General features: G+C 74.5%; 15 protein-coding genes and 1 riboswitch. Of the genes, 5 read left to right on the top strand and 10 right to left on the bottom strand.

Annotation, left to right across the window (positions count from 1 at the left end; all coding sequences use genetic code 11):
- Positions 1–4: 4 nt before the first annotated feature.
- Positions 5–1738, top strand: coding sequence for a CDP-glycerol glycerophosphotransferase family protein (locus ACGFI9_RS24990; RefSeq protein WP_393181464.1), 1734 nt, complete (start codon positions 5–7; stop codon positions 1736–1738).
- Here ACGFI9_RS24990 and ACGFI9_RS24985 read toward each other — a convergent pair.
- From ACGFI9_RS24985 to ACGFI9_RS24965, 5 genes are all read right to left on the bottom strand, one after another.
- On the bottom strand, positions 1729–2481 hold the full coding sequence (locus ACGFI9_RS24985; RefSeq protein WP_393181462.1) for an alpha/beta fold hydrolase: 753 nt from the start codon (positions 2479–2481) through the stop codon (positions 1729–1731). The two genes, ACGFI9_RS24990 and ACGFI9_RS24985, sit on opposite strands and share 10 nt — an antisense overlap.
- A 114-nt stretch (positions 2482–2595) precedes the next feature.
- Positions 2596–3435 carry a C39 family peptidase gene (locus ACGFI9_RS24980; protein ID WP_393181460.1) on the bottom strand — a complete coding sequence of 280 codons (840 nt, stop codon included), beginning with the start codon at positions 3433–3435 and terminating at the stop codon, positions 2596–2598.
- Positions 3436–3634: 199 nt separating this feature from the next.
- Positions 3635–3776: riboswitch (cyclic di-AMP (ydaO/yuaA leader) on the bottom strand.
- Between the two features lie 288 nt (positions 3777–4064).
- Entirely contained in the window at positions 4065–4847 is a 783-nt protein-coding gene (locus ACGFI9_RS24975) for a hypothetical protein (RefSeq protein WP_393181458.1), read from the bottom strand.
- Positions 4848–4996: 149 nt separating this feature from the next.
- Positions 4997–5509: a hypothetical protein gene (locus ACGFI9_RS24970; protein ID WP_393181456.1), complete on the bottom strand. Its 513-nt coding sequence runs from the start codon at positions 5507–5509 to the stop codon at positions 4997–4999.
- A 150-nt stretch (positions 5510–5659) separates the two neighbouring features.
- Entirely contained in the window at positions 5660–6841 is a 1182-nt protein-coding gene (locus tag ACGFI9_RS24965; RefSeq protein ID WP_393181454.1) for an acyltransferase family protein, read from the bottom strand.
- A gap of 190 nt (positions 6842–7031) precedes the next feature.
- Here ACGFI9_RS24965 and ACGFI9_RS24960 point away from each other — a divergent pair, with 190 nt between their 5' ends.
- From ACGFI9_RS24960 to pseI, 4 genes are all read left to right on the top strand, one after another.
- Entirely contained in the window at positions 7032–8357 is a 1326-nt protein-coding gene (locus ACGFI9_RS24960; protein WP_393181452.1) for a polysaccharide pyruvyl transferase family protein, read from the top strand.
- Positions 8358–8501: 144 nt separating this feature from the next.
- Positions 8502–9608: a glycosyltransferase family 2 protein gene (locus ACGFI9_RS24955; protein WP_393181450.1), complete on the top strand. Its 1107-nt coding sequence runs from the start codon at positions 8502–8504 to the stop codon at positions 9606–9608.
- On the top strand, positions 9605–10108 hold the full coding sequence (locus ACGFI9_RS24950; protein ID WP_393181448.1) for a GNAT family N-acetyltransferase: 504 nt from the start codon (positions 9605–9607) through the stop codon (positions 10106–10108). The genes ACGFI9_RS24955 and ACGFI9_RS24950 overlap by 4 nt, the downstream gene beginning before the upstream one ends.
- On the top strand, positions 10105–11157 hold the full coding sequence (pseI, locus tag ACGFI9_RS24945) for a pseudaminic acid synthase (RefSeq protein WP_393181446.1): 1053 nt from the start codon (positions 10105–10107) through the stop codon (positions 11155–11157). The genes ACGFI9_RS24950 and pseI overlap by 4 nt, the downstream gene beginning before the upstream one ends.
- A gap of 111 nt (positions 11158–11268) precedes the next feature.
- Here the strand turns inward: pseI and ACGFI9_RS24940 are convergent, their stop codons facing one another.
- Genes ACGFI9_RS24940 through ACGFI9_RS24920 form a run of 5 tightly spaced genes read right to left on the bottom strand, consistent with a single transcriptional unit; the run spans position 11269 to position 15889 of the window.
- Complete coding sequence (locus ACGFI9_RS24940; protein WP_393181444.1) at positions 11269–12492, bottom strand: acyl-CoA reductase; 1224 nt, start codon at positions 12490–12492, stop codon at positions 11269–11271.
- On the bottom strand, positions 12489–13538 hold the full coding sequence (locus ACGFI9_RS24935) for an acyl-protein synthetase (protein WP_393181442.1): 1050 nt from the start codon (positions 13536–13538) through the stop codon (positions 12489–12491). The genes ACGFI9_RS24940 and ACGFI9_RS24935 overlap by 4 nt, the downstream gene beginning before the upstream one ends.
- The gene (locus ACGFI9_RS24930) at positions 13532–14929 is read right to left on the bottom strand and encodes an AMP-binding protein (RefSeq protein WP_393181440.1); all 1398 of its coding nucleotides are present in this window, start codon (positions 14927–14929) and stop codon (positions 13532–13534) included. Before ACGFI9_RS24930 ends, ACGFI9_RS24935 begins: the two co-directional genes overlap by 7 nt.
- Positions 14926–15666: an SDR family NAD(P)-dependent oxidoreductase gene (locus ACGFI9_RS24925; protein WP_393181438.1), complete on the bottom strand. Its 741-nt coding sequence runs from the start codon at positions 15664–15666 to the stop codon at positions 14926–14928. The genes ACGFI9_RS24930 and ACGFI9_RS24925 overlap by 4 nt, the downstream gene beginning before the upstream one ends.
- On the bottom strand, positions 15647–15889 hold the full coding sequence (locus ACGFI9_RS24920) for an acyl carrier protein (RefSeq protein ID WP_393181437.1): 243 nt from the start codon (positions 15887–15889) through the stop codon (positions 15647–15649). The genes ACGFI9_RS24925 and ACGFI9_RS24920 overlap by 20 nt, the downstream gene beginning before the upstream one ends.
- Positions 15890–15996 lie beyond the last annotated feature (107 nt).

Raw genomic sequence — 15996 nt, 5'->3', positions numbered from 1 at the left:
CGACATGCGTGGTGACCTGGTCCGGAAGCTGCTCGCCCGGGGGCTGACCACCGGGCTGGCGGTGCTGGCCTTCCTCGTCGTGGCGCTGACCGGGGCGACCGGCTGGGGCCTGGCGATCGGGGTCGCCGCCCTGGCCGCCGCCGCGGTCGAGCGCCGGGTCCGGCCCGGCGCCGACGCCGTCGCCGAGTCGGTCCTGGTCGCCGCCGGCATCCTGGTCGGGTACGCCCGCCGGGTCGACCACACCTTCGACCCGGCGCTGGCGCTGGCCGCGCCGATCCTGCTCGGCCTGGTGCTGCTGGTGGGGCCGCTGCGGGCCGCCGGCGCGCTGGAGATCCGGGCGGCCAACCTCCCGGTGCGCACCTGGGCCGCACAGCTCTCCGCCCGGCTCGACGACGCGCTGCTCGGGCTGCTCGCCGTGGTGGCGGTGGCCGCCGGCCTGGATCTGCCGGCGTGGCTGGCGCTGGTCGCCGTCCTACTGGTGGCGGCCGGCTGCGGCGCGGTCGGGCTGGACCTGGCCCGGCGCCGGTTCCGGCCGCCGGCCGGGGGCGGCCCGGTGGGCCGGGCGCTGCGCCGGCACCAGCCCGAGTTCCTGCTCTACTTCTCCGCCCCGCCCGGCTCCGAGTACCAGGTCACCATGTGGCTGCCGTACCTGGAACGGATCGGCCGGCCGTTCATGGTCCTGGTGCGGGAGCCGGAGTTCCTGACCACCATCGCCGCGGCGACCCGCGCGCCGGTGGTCTTCTGCCCGACGCTCAAGGCCATGGACGAGGCGCTGGTGCCGAGCCTGCGGGTGGCCTTCTACGTCAACCACGGCGCGAAGAACAGCCACTGCATCCGGTTCTCCCAGCTCACCCATGTGCAGCTGCACCACGGTGACAGCGACAAGGCGCCCAGCGCCAACCCGGTCTCCGGCATCTTCGACAAGATCTTCGTCGCCGGCCCGGCCGCGATCGAGCGGTACGCCCGGGCCGGCGTGGAGATCCCCGCCGAGAAGTTCGTCGTGGTCGGCCGGCCCCAGGTCGAGGCGATCGAGGTACGCCGGGACCCGGCGCGCGGGCTGGCCGCGCCGACGGTGCTCTACACCCCGACCTGGACGGGGCACCACGCGGACGCGAACTACTGCTCCCTGCCGGTGGCCGAGCCGATGCTGCGCCGGCTGCTGGACCGGGGCGCCACGGTGATCCTGCGGGCCCACCCGTACACCGCGCAGAACCCCGCCTCGGCGCGGCAGCTCGCCCGCCTCACCGAGCTGCTCGCCGCGGACCGGGCCCGGACCGGCCGGGCGCACCTGTGGGGCGCGGCCGCCGGCCGCGAGCTGACCCTGACCGAGTGCGTGAACCGGTCCGACGCGCTGATCTCGGACGTCTCCGGGGTCATCTCCGACTACCTCTACTCCGGCAAGCCGTACGCGGTGACCGACATGGGCGTCGACGGCCCGGACTTCGTCGCGCGGTTCCCGCTCGCCGGCTCGGGCTACGTGCTGCGCCGGGACATGTCCAACGTGGACGACGTGCTGACCGCGCTGCTCGACACCGACCCGAAGGCGGCGGATCGCTGGGTCACCCGGGCCCGCTACCTCGGCGACTTCCCCGAGGACTCGTACGCCGAGGCGTTCCTCGACGCCGCCCGGCGGGAACTCCAGCCGGGGTGGAACCCGCCCGCGCCGCGCGCCGCCGACACGGTCCGCCCAGGACGGCTCGCCGCTCTCCCCCACCGCCTGACCGGAGGTCAGTGGTAGGCGTCGAGGAGGGCGAGCACCGCCTCGGGATCCTCGACGTGCGCGTTGTGGCCGAGCCCCGGCAGCGTGGCGACCGGCACGCCCAACTCCTTGAGCTGCGCGTCGGACACCATCGGGTCATGCTCGCCCCGGGCCAGCAGCACCGGCACGTCGGTCGCGGCCAGCAGGGCGGGCAGCCGGGGCTCCCCCACCGCGAACGCGGCCGGATCCATGGCCAGCCGCCAGCGGCCGTCCTCCCGGCGCAGCCCGGCGTCCACCACCGGGTGGTCCGGGGCGAACAACCCGGCCAGCCCGGAGACCCGCAGGTAGCGGCGGGCCGCCTCGTCCCGGCTGGCGAACCAGGTCACCGGCCGGGCGGCCAGCTCGCGGGCCTTCTCCAGCTCGGCAGGGGACCAGGCGACCTTGATGCCGAGGCCCACCACGGCGTCCACCGGCAGGCGCCGGGTCCGCGCGGCCAGGGCCAGCGCCACCACCCCGCCGAGCGAGTGCCCGAGCAGCACGAGCCGGTCCCGGGGGCCGAGCCGCTCGGCCACCGGGCCCAGCCCCTCCACCACCCGGCGCGCGAGGGCCTCGAAGGAGTAATCCGGCAGCGGCGGCGACCAGCCGTGGCCGGCCAGGTCGGGGGCGAGCCAGCGCCCCGCCCAGCGGCGCTCCAGCAGCGGCGCCCAGGGCAGCCACACCTCACCGGTGGCCCCCATGCCGTGCAACAGCAGCAGATGGCGGGTACCCGTCGCCTCACCCATAGGGCGCAGTGTGCCACCGGACGGACACGACGCGCGAGAGCGGACTGCGGTGGGAGTCGGACAGACGACGACGGGCCCGGCTCGGGAGAGCCGGGCCCGTCGGGGAAGGGGCGATCAGGCGGAGTAGCCGCGGGTGGCCATCCAGTTCGCCAGGTCGATGGTGGTCATCCAGTAGGCGGGGAGCGACGGGTCCGCCGAGTCGGCGATCCGGACGGTCCGGCCGTCGTTCTTGTAGCCGACCACCGCGATGTAGTGGCCGCCGGGGAAGGAGTGCCAGCCGCCGTCGGTGTCGGTCGCGGAGCCGACGATGTTGGCGACCACCCCACGGCCGTCGGTGATGGCCTTGACCACGTCGGCCTGGAGCTGGTCCATCTGTGCGGGGGTGGGGGGGCCGGGGATCATGTGGGTCCGGTACGGGCTGCCCTTGACCATCTGGTTGAGGCCGCGGGTGGTGTCCTCGGCCGAGTTGGTGCCGTTCTCGCCGGCGTTCAGCGGCGCGACCATGGCGTCCTGGGTGGTCTCGACGCCGCTCGCGCTGAGCGCGTTGCGCACGGCGGCCGGGCCGCAGTTCCAGTAGGCGGTCTGCGCCTCGTAGGTGTAGTCGAGGACCTTGGTCGACGGCGGCTTCGGCTTCGCCTTCTTGGTCAGGTCCGGGTCCGCCGTGGCGGTGCTGGCCTTCGCCGTCGGCGACGCGCTCGGCGAGGCGGACGGGGAGGTCGGGGTGGCGATCCGGGCCTCCGCGCGGCTGGCGGCCTCACCGAGGCGGGGGCCCAGCTCGGCGACGGCGGCGGTCTTCTCCTGACGGACCGGCGAGTTGTCGCTGGCGGCGATCGCCGTGCCGACGCCACCGGCCAGCACGAGCGCCGCGGCGGAGCCGGCGACGATCCGGTACGGGTGCTCGGTCACGACGCGCCGCAGCTGACGCTTCATTCGGTGCTTCACGTGTTCCTCCACGGGGGGCCGGAGCGGCACACGCCGGCCCGACGCGCGGAGAGACTCACGCGCGCTGCAGGGCGGGGTGGCCGCGGGGAAGGGAGCGCCCGGCGGGGCCGGGCGGGGGGGGTGCGGGACTCGCTCGCCGTCAGGCGAGCGCCGGCACCGGGGCGCCGTGGAGGCGTGGGGAGGATCGGGGGGTGGTCGGCACGAGGATGGGAACTCCTTCCTTCACCGCCTACCGGGTTAGCTGACGGATTCGGGCGGGAAGTACGCCCTACCGCGGGCCGTGGCTCGCGGATTCACCCCGGTGTTGCACTGGGTCCCCGGTTCGTGAGATCACGATTGAGCGGGTCGGCACGGCGTCGCCACTTGCGATCGAAAACCGCACCGGACGCGCCGACACTACCGGTGGGTACTCCTCCTGCCAAGCACTCCCACCTGCGTAAACCTCGAACATCATTACTCTGACCGGAACAGGTCGTCACTGATGTCACTCAATGGGACGAGCAGTTCTGTCGGAACTGTCGGGCAACAATCGGACATCCGGCGGCGACCGACCCGGAATTGCGGGAGTCGATCGCCCGGGCTGTTCCCGATGACCGTTTCGGGCGAACCGTGACCGGGCTCACCGCATTCGGGTAACAATTTCAGCCGACCCGGGCCGGGCGCCACCGGGCGGCCGGCACGGTGGCACCGGCCGGCACCGGGGCCGGGCGCGCCGTGACCGGCACGGCGGGACGCGGCGCCCCGGCGCCCGGACGCACCGCCATCGCGGCCGCGTACGCCTCGGCGGCCAGGGTCCGGGCCGCCTCGGCGGCCAGTTCGGCGTCCCGCCACGCCCGCTGCTCCCGCTCGGCGGCCGCCCGCCAGCCCGCCCGGCGGTGGTCGCGTACCGCCCGGGCGAGGACGATCTCCTGCTCGGCCGGGTGCCGGCGGGGATCCCAGCCGTTGCGGTGGGCCAGCACGTCGGCGAGCTGCCGCGCGGTCAGGTCGCCCCGCCAGTGCGCCGTCATCGCCGCGTGGTGCAGCCACCGCTCCCGGAGCGCGTACTCGGCCGGGGTGCGGGGCGTACGCGGCGCGGGCAGCACGGCGGCGCCGGCGAGGCGGCGGGCGGCCGCCTCGGCCTCGTCGTACCCCCGCCAGGCCCGGTCGGCCTCGCCCTGGGCGGCCAGCCACTGCTCGCGCCGGCGGCGGGCGTTCTGCGCGGCCCCGGCGGCGGCCACCGCCACCTCGTCGGCGTACCGGCGCAGGTCGGCGAGGCGGGCGGCCTCCTCGGCGGCCGGGTCCGGGGCCACCTCGGCCGGAGTGTCCCGCTCCGGCCGGGCGACCAGCGCGGCGAGGACGCCGAGGGCGAGCAGCAGCAGGGCGGACCAGATGGCGGCGGCCTCGGGGACGGCGGTGAGGAAGTGGTAGAGAAGGGTCTTTTCCATGGTCGGCACCTCACGGGAACGTCGTGGTGGAGGTCCGCACGGCCCGTGGACGCGGGGCGCGACCGGAGTGGGCGCCGCCGGGCCGCCGTCGGGCGGATGCGGGGGTGAGGTTCGGTGGTACGGCGAGACGGGCCGGGCCCGCCCGGCGGTCAGCGGGCGGGCGGGGCCCGGGAGCCGACGGTCGCCGGGGTCAGCCCGACCGGAACAGGCCGCTCCTGGGCCGGGATCACCTCGGCCGACCGCTGCGCTGCCGAGGCCGGCCCGCCGACCGCCAGGAACCCGGCCAACTCCCGGTCCGACCCCCCAGGTCCCAGGATGGAGACATCCGTGGCGCGGGAACCGACCACACCGACTGCCGGGGCACTCGCAGCCCGGGTGAGCCGTGCGCTCGGGGCGGTCGCGGCGGCGAGGGCCGGGCCGGACCAGTGGATCACCGGCCGGAGGGCGTGCCCGGGGAGGGCGGCAACGGACTGGGCCACCTGGACGATCGGGAGACGGCGCCCATCCACCGGATGGGATGCGGCCTGGGCGGTCGCGGCAGTGCCGAGGGGCAGCGTGGCGGCGCCGAACGAACAGGCGACCACCACGGCCAGGCTGGCCAGCATGCGGGCGGTCCAGCGCGCCACCCACCACAAGGGACAGGTGAGCGCGATCGGCAGCACGGATCAAACCTACCGCCGCCGCCACCGCACCGCACCGCCCACTGGCGTGTCGCGGCAACCCCGGCCACGGCACTGACCAGCGTGGACACCCGCGACCCGGGCGCACGCACCCGCCCGCCACCGTCCCACCCGCGCCGGTGATCGGCCGCCTCAGCCCGGGTCGCGCCGCCTGGCGTACTCGACGGGTCGCCGCGGGGTGGGAAGCGCGACCGGCCCGGCGGGCGCCGGGACGGGCGGCGCGACGGCGGCCGGCACGCGGGCCCGACGCGGCGGTCCGAGCCGGCGCATCATCGGCAGTTCCACCCAGCGGTGCAGTGCGGCGGCGAGCAGCAGGTTGACCAGCAGGAAGGCGAGCGCGAAGAGCGGACCCCGCCAGCCGGGCAGCCCCGACCCCCAGTTCCCGGTGAGCCGCAGCACGGTCGTCATCACCAGGACGTGCACCAGGTAGAAGGCGAACGAGACCTCACCGAGCCAGACCATCGGCCGGGTCCGCCACGGCGTCCGCCGGCCGTGCAGGTCCGCGTCCGCCGCCGCGGTGATGACCAGGAGGTACGCCACCGCGAGCAGAGCCGCCCAGAACTCGGCGCGGATCCACTGCGCGGCGACCACCCAGGTGGCCACGAAGAGCAGGGTGGCCAGGGTCAGGTTCGGCCCGCGCCAGCGGCCCCGCCGCAGCAACTCGGCCGCCGCGACGCCCATCCAGAACTCCAGCGACCGGGCCACCGGGAAGATCTGGGTGAACCACCACCGGTTCTCCTCCGGCATCAGCAGCTGGCCGGGCCAGAGGGCCAGGATGAGCAGGGGCGCGGCGACCACCACCGCCCACAGCAGGCCGGTCCGGGCCCGGCGCAGGTGCGGCAGCACCAGCGGCAGGCAGAGGTAGAAGGCCAGTTCGCAGGAGAGCGACCAGCTCACGTTGTTGACGCTGTAGAAGTAGCCGTCCAGCGGGATCCAGGCCTGCACCAGGACGAGGTTGCCGAGCGCCGCCCAGGGGGCGACCGGGTCGGCGAACCAGGACGCGATGGCCAGCGCCAGCACGAACGTCACCAGGTGGTTCGGGTAGATCTTGGCCAGCCGGCGGCGCAGGAAGGTACGGCCCGGCTCGCCGTCCCGGTACGACCAGACCAGCACGAACCCGCTGAGGATGAAGAAGAACTCCACGCCGGAGAGGCCGAGAGCGAACAGCTTGCCGATCACGACCTGGTAGTCGGGCTCGGCGACAATCCGCATGGTGCCGACGTGGAAGCCGAAGACCAGCAGGGCGGCGATCCACCGCAACCCGGTCAGGGAGGGCAGCCGGACGGGTCGTGCCGGGATCGGGGCGGCGGTCATCCCGGGCACCCTACCGGGCACGGTGACGATCGGCCGTCCGGTCCCCGGGCGGGACCGGCGCGGAGGACCCGGGCCGGGCCGTCGATGCACTACGATCCCTGTTCCTTGCGTTTTTCTTGCGTTCCAGCACGACACGGGGGGCCGGCCGCCGGCCGCTCGCACGGTGCCCAGGATGAGAGGTGGACACCGCATGCACCAGCGGATCCTGCTGCGTTCCCGGAAGGGCCCGTTCGACGCGGTCAGCCCCGAGGAGACCTTCGAACGGAACTGGATCGGCGACAACAACGGCAACCTGGTCTTCGGCCACGCGGCCTACAAGTTGCTCGCCACCTCGACCGCGGAGATCACCCCGACCGATTTCCGGGCCGACTCGTACGACCCCCGCGAGATCAACGAGAAGTACGACGTCTTCGTGGTGCCGCTGGCCAACGCGTTCCGCCGCAGCTACGTCGACCGACTCCAGTCGATGACCCGGATGATCGAGCGGCTGAAGATCCCCGTGGTGGTGCTGGGCGTCGGCGCGCAGACCAACGTGCACGGCGACCGGGAATACCTGCGCCCCATCGACGACGCGGTGAAGGCCTTCTGCCGGGCGGTGCTGGACCGTTCGCACAGCATCGGCGTCCGCGGCGAGGTCACCGAGGACTACCTGCGAACGCTCGGTTTCTCGGCGGTCGAGCAGATCGGCTGCCCGTCGATGTTCCTGCACGGCGACAGCCTGCGCATCGAGAAGGGCAAGGCGGCGCTGGGCCGGGAAGACCGGGTCGCGCTGACCATCTCGCCGTACGTCAAGTCGATGGCCAAGATCGTCACCAGTCATCACGAGCGCTACCCCAACCTGCGCTACCTCCCGCAGGACCTGCGGACCCTGGGCACCCTGCTGTACGGGGACGCCGCCGAGCACCGGGGCAAGAGCAGCGCCATGCCGGTGCACAGCAACCATCCGCTCTTCGTCGAGGACAAGGTGCGGATGTTCGTCGACCCGTGGACCTGGATGGAGTACCTGTCCGGCTTCGAATTCGCGTTCGGCACCCGGATCCACGGCACCATCACGGCGCTGCTCGCCGGCACCCCCGGCTACCTCTTCGCGCACGACTCCCGCACCCTGGAGCTGGCCCGCTACTTCGGCATCCCGCACCGGATCATGGGTGACGTGCCCGCCGACGTCGACGCGGCCGAGCTGTACGAGGAGGCCGACTACACCGCGCTCAACGAGGGGCACAAGGCCCGCTTCGCGGCGATGATGCGTTTCCTGGACCGGCACGACCTGGGCAACGCGTTCGCCGACGGGGACAGCGCGGCCCGCTTCGACCAGCAGGTCCGGGCGACCTCCTTCCCGCCGGCGGTCCGGCCGCTGCACACCCTCGGCTGGGACGACCTGCAGACCCGCCTGCAGTGGCTGCGCGACCAGCACAGCGAGGTCCAGCGGGAGCTGACCGTGCTGCGCGGGACGCGCCTGCACACCCGGGTCAAGGAGGCGGTGAACGGCCGGGTGCGCCGGCTGCTCGGCCGTTAGCGCCGGCCGGGACACCCCGCCGCAGCCACCGCGGGCGTTCCCGACCGTCTCTTAACCCGCCGCTCGGAGGCTGTTCAGCGAGCGCACCTCGGCGGGCCACGTCAGGTTTCGGCCCCGGCCACCCGGACCCTCGATCGTGTCCGGGTGGTCACCGAGACTCGACACCCACTGCTGAGCGTCGTCGTGCCCGTGCACGGCGTGGAGGCTCACCTGCACCAGTGCCTCGACTCGATCCTCGGCGGCCTCGAGGCCGCCGACGCCGCCGACGTCGAACTGGTCGCCGTCGACGACGCCTCGCCCGACCGGTGCGGGGAGCTGCTGCGGGCGTACGCGGCCCACCGGCCGGCGGTGCGCATCGTGACGCTGCCGAACAACGTCGGCCTCGGCCTGGCCCGCAACGCCGGGCTGGACGAGGCGACCGGCCGGTACGTCTGGTTCGTGGACAGCGACGACTGGCTGCCGCCGGGATCGGTGGCGGCGGTGCTGGCCCGGCTCCGCGCGGACCACCCCGACGTGCTGCTCGTTGACCACCTGCGGGTGCACCACGACGGCCGGCTGGAGGAGGACGCCAGCAGCCCGCTGCTGCGCGGGGTCGACGGCTGCGTCCGGCTGGCCGAGCAGCCCCAGCTGCTGCGGGTCCAGCACACCGCCTGGAACAAGGTGGTCCGCCGGGCCTTCCTGGCCGAGCTGGGCCTGCGCTTCCACCCCGGCTGGTACGAGGACATCCCGTTCAGCCACCCGCTGCTCATCGCGGCGGAGCGGATCGCGGTGCTCGACCGGATCTGCTACCGCTACCGCCAGGGCCGCCCCGGCGCGATCACCTCCACCCGCAGCGACCGGCACTTCGACGCGTTCGACCAGTACGACCGCCTCTTCGGCTGGCTCTCCGCGGCGCGGCCGGGCGACGCCGGGCTCCGGGCCGAGCTGTTCGCGTTGATGGTCAGCCACCTGCTGGTGGTGGTCGGCAACGACCACCGGATGCCGGCGGAGCTGCGCCGGCGCTTCTTCCGGCGGGTGGCCGGGCACTACCGCCGCTACCGGCCGGCCGGCGGCTACCCGCGCCCCGGCGGGGTGGGCGGGCTCAAGCACCGCCTCGTCGCGGCGAACAGCTACCTGGCGTACTCGGCGCTGCGGGCGGCGCACCGGATCGCCGGCCGGCTCCGCCCCGCGCCCGCCCCAAGCCCGGCGACCGCGTCCACCGGGCCGGCGGTGCCCGCCGAGCAGCCCGGCGCGCTGGCGGTCCGGCAGTGACCGCCACGCTGCGCCCGGCTGGAGCCGCCGACCTCGACCGGATGCGCCGCTGGCGCAACCACCCGCAGGTCCGCGGGGTGAGTCTGACCCAGCACGAGATCGGCCCGGAGGAGCACCTCGCCTGGTGGGAGGCGGTCCGCGCGGACCCGGACCGGCGGGTGCTCATCCACCTGCACCACGGGCGCCCGGCCGGCGTGGTGACCTTCACCGGCGTGGCGTCGACGGAGAAAGCCCTGACCTGGGGCTTCTACCTCGACATCGACGGCCTCGAGGAGCGCGGCGAGCTGCTGCCGGCCTGGCTGGGGTTGCAGCGGGCGGCGATCGCGCACGCCTTCGACACGCTCGGAGCCCGGACCCTCGGCGGGGAGACCCTCGCCGACAACACGCCGGTGCTGGCGCTGCACCGGCGCTTCGGTTTCCGGATCGTCCGCCGTTACGAGCGGGAGATCGACGGTACGCCGCACCAGGTGGTGTGGACGGAAGTGAGCAGGGGAACATGACCAGCACAGTGAAGATCGGGCCGCACCTGGTGGGCCCCGGCGAGCCGCCGCTCGTGGTCGCGGAGATGTCCGGCAACCACAACGGCAGCCTGGACCGGGCGCTGCGGATCGTGGACGCGGTGGCGGAGAGCGGCGCGCAGGCGCTCAAGCTGCAGACGTACACCCCGGACACGATCACCATCGACCACGACGGCCCGGCCTTCCGCATCTCCGACGGGCACGACCTGTGGGGCGGGGAGAACCTCTACCAGCTCTTCCGGCGCGCGCACACGCCGTACGAGTGGCACGGGCCGATCTTCGAGCGGGCCCGCCGGCACGGGCTGACCGTCTTCTCCTCGCCGTTCGACCACACCGCGGTGGAGCTGCTGGAGGAGCTGGGCGCGCCGGCGTACAAGATCGCCTCGTCGGAGCTGGTCGACCTGCCGCTGATCCGGCTGGTGGCCAGCACCGGCAAGCCGATGGTCATCTCCACCGGGATGGCGACGCTCGCCGAGATCGACGCCGCCGTCCGGGCGGCTCGCGAGGGCGGCGCCGACGGCGTGGTGCTGCTCGCCTGCACCGCCTCCTACCCGGCGCCGCCGCAGGACAGCAACCTGCGCCGGGTGCCGGTGCTGGCCGACGCCTTCGGCGTGCCGGTCGGGCTCTCCGACCACACGCCGGGCATCGGCGTGCCGGTGGCCTCGGTGGCGCTCGGCGCCTGCCTGATCGAGAAGCACGTCACCCTCGCCCGCGCCGACGGGGGTGTGGACTCCGACTTCTCCCTGGAGCCGGCGGAACTGGCCGCGCTGCGGGTGGAGACCGAGCGGGCCTGGGCGGCGCTGGGCAGCGCGGTGGTCGGCCCCACCCCCACCGAGCGGGAGGGGCTGCGCTTCCGCCGCTCCCTGCACGTGGTCGCCGACGTACGCGCCGGTGAGCCGGTGACCAGCGCGAACGTCCGGTCCATCCGGCCGGCCGGCGGCCTGCACCCGGACGAGCTGGACCGGGTGCTCGGGCGGACCTTCACCCGCGACGTGCCCCGCGGCACCCCACTCGCCTGGGACCAGATCTGACCGACGCGAAACGAGGGCCCGGAACGGCACACGCCGTCCCGGGCCCTCGTCGTCCGCGCCGCGACGGGTGGTCCCGCCCGGCGCACCGCCGCGGCCGGGACCATCGGCCCGTCAGTCGTGCACGGTGACCAGGCGGACGAACTCCCGTAGCAGGTCGTGGCCGTCCCAGACCGGGGCGAAGGTCAGCGCGGCGCCGAACGGCACGATCCGGTCGACCCCCCGGCCGCCGAGCCGGCGGGCCAGCTCGACCAGCTCGTCCCGGGCGAACCCGAAGTGGGTGAGGGTCTGGTCCCGCCGCCGGACGAACGGCACCAGCTCCGCCAGGTCGGGCACGGTGACGAAGGGGAAGGTGCCGGCGCCCAGCCAGTGCCGGGGGCTGGCCGAGACCTCGGTCAGCTCCAGCGTGGCCAGCGCGTTGCGGTGGAACACCATCCGCCGCACTCCCCCGTCGGCGGCCAGCCCGTACGCGCCGACCCGCTTCTCCACCGCCATCGCCGCGTCCACGTCCCAGCCGCGGTCCCGGACCGCCTCGTCCAGCAGCGCGACGAACTCGGCCCGGACCTCCTCGGCCGGTTCGGCCGCGCCGACCAGGAACACGGTGCGCGGGGACGCGCAGGCCGCCTGGTCGAACCAGTAGGCGTCGTTGGCGAACGCGGCGGCCGCGTCCCGGCGCCGCTGTGGCGAGGCCGCCGCCCAGCCGGGCACCGACAGCACCGCGAAGGAGGACCGGTCCGGGAAGGTGAGGTCCCGGGCGGCCGGCGCGAGCGGGTGCCGCCGGAGGGTCTCCACCGCCCGGTCGCCACCCCAGATGACGCGCAGGTCGCAGTCGGCGCTCAGCCGGGCGGTCACCGCGTCGTCGTGACCGTAGGTGACCATCAGCTGGGTCCGGGCGACCACCGGGTCGGCCTCGGCGAGGCCGGCGTTGAGCACCTCCAGCACCGCGTCGGCGGCCGCCGCGGAACGCGGCGACACCCGGACCACGTTGGTGTTGCCGGCCAGCGCGGAGAGCGCCCACGAGTAGACGAAGATGGTGTCCACGTTGGCCGGTGGCACGTGGAACACCCGGCCGCGCGGGAAGGCCAGGGTGTCCGCCCCGAGCGTGCCGCGCAGCCGTTCGACCGCCCGCAGCAGCTCCCGGCGGCGCAGGAAGAAGCCGAGCGAGCCCAGTTCCGGGTGCCGCCGGGCCAGCGCCGGGGCGAGCAGCCGCCCGGAGACGCCGGCCAGGAAGTCCACCATCCGCGGGTCGCCCACGGTCAGCGGCTCCGGGTCGCCCGGGGCCAGCAGGTCCGCCACCGGCACCGTCCCGCCGGCGGGGAAACGCATCCGGACGGTCACGCCGCACCTCCCTGATAGGTGTCGCTGCATCCGCGCGCCTCGGCCCGGGGCAGCCGGCCGAGCACGCTGAACCGCTTGCCGGGCCAGTGCCCGTCGTCGACGCCGTGCACCACGCCGAGGTCCTCGGTGAGCAGCACGTGTCCCGGGTACGAGGTGGGCAGCGTGCTCACCACCTCGATCACGCCCGGTGTGCCGACCGGTGCCTCGCGCCAGGTCACCGGGTCCCGGATGATCACGTCCGCGAAGTCCGGGCAGTAGAGCGAGCCGCCCTCCGGGCCCTCCAGGAAGACCGTGCCGATCTGCTCGACCATCCCGTAGAAGTTGTGGATCCGGGTCAGGCCGGTGTCCGCGCCGAGCCGGCGGCGGAACTCGGCGTTGTCGACGGCCCGATCCACCAGCTTCTTCCAGCCGCCGGAGTGCACCAGGATGCCCTGGGACAGGTCGAGCCCGTGTTCCCGGGCCACCTCGTAGAGGTAGGTCCAGACCATGAAGGTGAACCCGAAGATCAGGAAGGGCTCCCGACCGTGCCGGTCCAGGAACGCCCGCAGCGCGTCGACGTCCGGCCGGTCGTCGGCGTCGAGCAGCCAGAGGTGGTCCCGGCCGAAGTTCACCATGCCCAGCGCGCCCGCGCCGCGGGCCGAGTAGGAGCGGCGGTCCCCCACCACGCCGGCGCGGTCCACCACCAGCATCGGCAGCCGGCGCGGGCCGAGCACGGTGGCGAGGGTCCGGGCGAGCATCCGCGACTGGGTGGCGGCGGCCTCCCGGTCAAGGTGGATCCGGCTCACCGCACCGGTGGTGCCGCTGGAGGTGAGCACCCGGATCACCTGGTCCTCGGGGACGCTCACCAGCGTGCGGGTCTTGAACAGCCGGACCGGCAGCCAGGGCAGGTCGGCCACGGTCGCGGCGTCGTCGGCCGCGCCGAGGGCGTCCAGGATCCGGGCGTACGGCGGGCAGGCCCGCCGGTGGTGGGCCACCAGCGCGGTCAGCTCGTCGCGCAGCCGCTTCTCCTTCTCGGGCTGGGTCAGCGTGAACACGTCGGTCAGCACTGGTCCTCCAGGGCTCGGTAGTCGGGCTTGCCGGTGGCGGTCAGCGGCAGCGCGTCGACGCTGCGCACCAGCACGCCCGAGGAGTGCGTGCCCAGGCCCTCGGCGACCTCGGCGCGGATCCGGGCCAGCCGGTCGTCGTCGGCGCCCTCGGCGACCACCATCAGGCGGTCCGGGCCGGCCACGGCCGCGACCGGCCCGTGGTGCCCCAGCGACCGCTCGACGTCGTCGAGATTGACCCGGACCCCGAACACCTTGGCGATCCGCTTGGTCCGGCCGGTGACGTGCAGGAACCCCTCGTCGTCCAGCCGGCCCAGGTCGCCGGTGCGCAGCACCCCGCCGAGGTCGTCGCCCCGGGCCAGGTCGGCGGCGGTCTCCGCGTACCCCATCATCACGTTGGGCCCGCGGTAGACGATCTCGCCGGTACGCCCCGGTTCTGTGGTCTCGCGCCCGTCGCCCGGGTCGACGGCGACCGCGCCGCCGGGCACGGGCCGGCCGACCGAGCCGAGCTTGTCGGGCAGCCGGTCGGCGGGCAGCACGGTCATCCGGGCGGTCGCCTCGGTCTGCCCGTACATGACGAAGAGCCGGCCGCCCACCGCGGCCATCCGGCGGTGGAAGTCCTCGACCAGGTCGGGATGCAGCCGCCCCCCGGCCTGGGTGAGCGTACGCAGCCGGGGGTGGCGGGCCGGGTCGAAGCGGAGCCGGCGCAGCATCTCGTACTGGTAGGGCACCGCGGCCAGCGAGGTGGCCCCGTGCCGGTCCACCGCGGCCCAGAAGTCCCGCGCCGTGAGCGGGTTCTCCTCGACCAGCACCGTGGCCCCGGCGTGCAGGTGGCTGGTGAGCACCGACAACCCGAAGGTGTAGTGCAGCGGGAGGCTGGTCGGGGCCACCTCGTCGCCGTCCAGGCCGAGCGCGGTGGCGATCGCGGCGGCGTTGGCCAGCACGGCCGTCCGGGAGAGCCGGACCAGCTTGGGGTTGCCGGTGGAGCCGGAGGTGGTCAGCAGCAGGGCGAGGTCGGGGTGCGGTGCCGGCCCGGCCGGGCCGGCACGGCGCTGGTAGTCGCCGAGCCGCGGGTCCGGCCCGGGGCGGTGCCCCGGCACCGGCTCGCCGCCGGTGAGCAGCACCGCCGGCCGGAACCGGTCGGCCAGCTCGGCCAGCCGGTCCACGCCGGTACGCGGGTCGACCAGCGCGACCGGCCGGCCGGCGTGCAGCGCGGCGAGGAAGCGCAGGATCGCGTCGACCGTGGTCGGCATGGCGGCCAGCACCACACCGGGCGGCTCCCGGTCCAGCGCGGCGGCCAGGTCGGCGACCCGGTCGTGCAGCGCGGCGCCGCCGAGCGTGCCGCCGCCGGCCGCGTCGACCAGGCGGGCGTCGGGGTGCAGCAGGCTGGTCACGGGGTGAGCCCGCCGTCCACCCCGACCACCTGTCCGGTCACGAAGCTCGCCGCCGGGGAGAGCAGGAACGCGATCACCTCGGCGACCTCCTCCGGTTCCCCGAGCCGGCCCAGCGGGGTGGCGGCGGCCCGGGCCTTGCGGCCGTTCTCGTCGAGGTCGACCAGCAGGTCGGTACGGATGAACCCGGGCGCCACGGCGTTGACCCGGATCCCGACCGGGCCGAGTTCCTTGGCGGCGGCCCGGGTCAGCCCCTCCACGGCGGCCTTGCTGGCCGCGTAGACGGCCTGGCCGGCGGCACCGGCCGTGCCGACCAGCGAGGCGGTGAGGACCGCCGCCGGCCGCTGCCCGCGCCGCAGCAGCCGCGCGCCCTGCTGGAGGGTGTGCGCGGCGCCGGCCGCGTTGACCGCGAAGAGCCGGTCGATCGTCGCGTCGGCGACCGAGCCGAGCAGCCCGGCCTCGTGCACGCCGGCGTTGACCACCAGCGCGTCCAGCCGCCGCCAGCGGGTGAAGACGGTCCGAATCAGGGCGCGCACCTGCTCCGGGTCGGCGACGTCGCCGTGCACCGCGAGGTGCGGCCCGCCGGGCAGCGCCGCGGCGACCTCCTCGGCGGGGCCGGGGGTACGGCCGTGCACGGCGACCGCGTACCCGTCGGCGGCGAGGCGGGCCGCGACGGCCCGGCCGATCCCCCGGGTCGAGCCGGTGACCAGCGCGTACCGCTCAGTCGGTGAGGACGACACCGTGCTTCTCCAGGATCTGCCGAGCGCGGTCGAAGGAGCTGAGGTCGATCACCTCGTCGGTGTCCAGCATGACCCCGAACTCGTCCTCGATCGCGGCGACCAACGACATGTGCGCGAGCGAGTCCCACTTCTCGTTGCCGCGATATTCCAGATCGTCCACCTGGAATTCACCTGGCAATTCCAGGGAGTTACGGAAGACGCGCCTGAGCTGTTCAAGTTCCATTGCTGTTCTCCTCGATCCCCGGCTCGTACGGCCGGGTCGACGGCCGAGTGTAGCCGAGGAAAAGTCGCGCCTATCAGGACGATGACCTGCGAAAAAGTGTTTGCCCG

It is taken from the genome of Micromonospora sp. NPDC048930, from assembly GCF_043197935.1.
Taxonomy (GTDB): Bacteria; Actinomycetota; Actinomycetes; order Mycobacteriales; family Micromonosporaceae; genus Micromonospora.
Note: the sequence above shows the minus strand (reverse complement) of the source record. Positions and strands in the feature narration are given on the sequence as shown.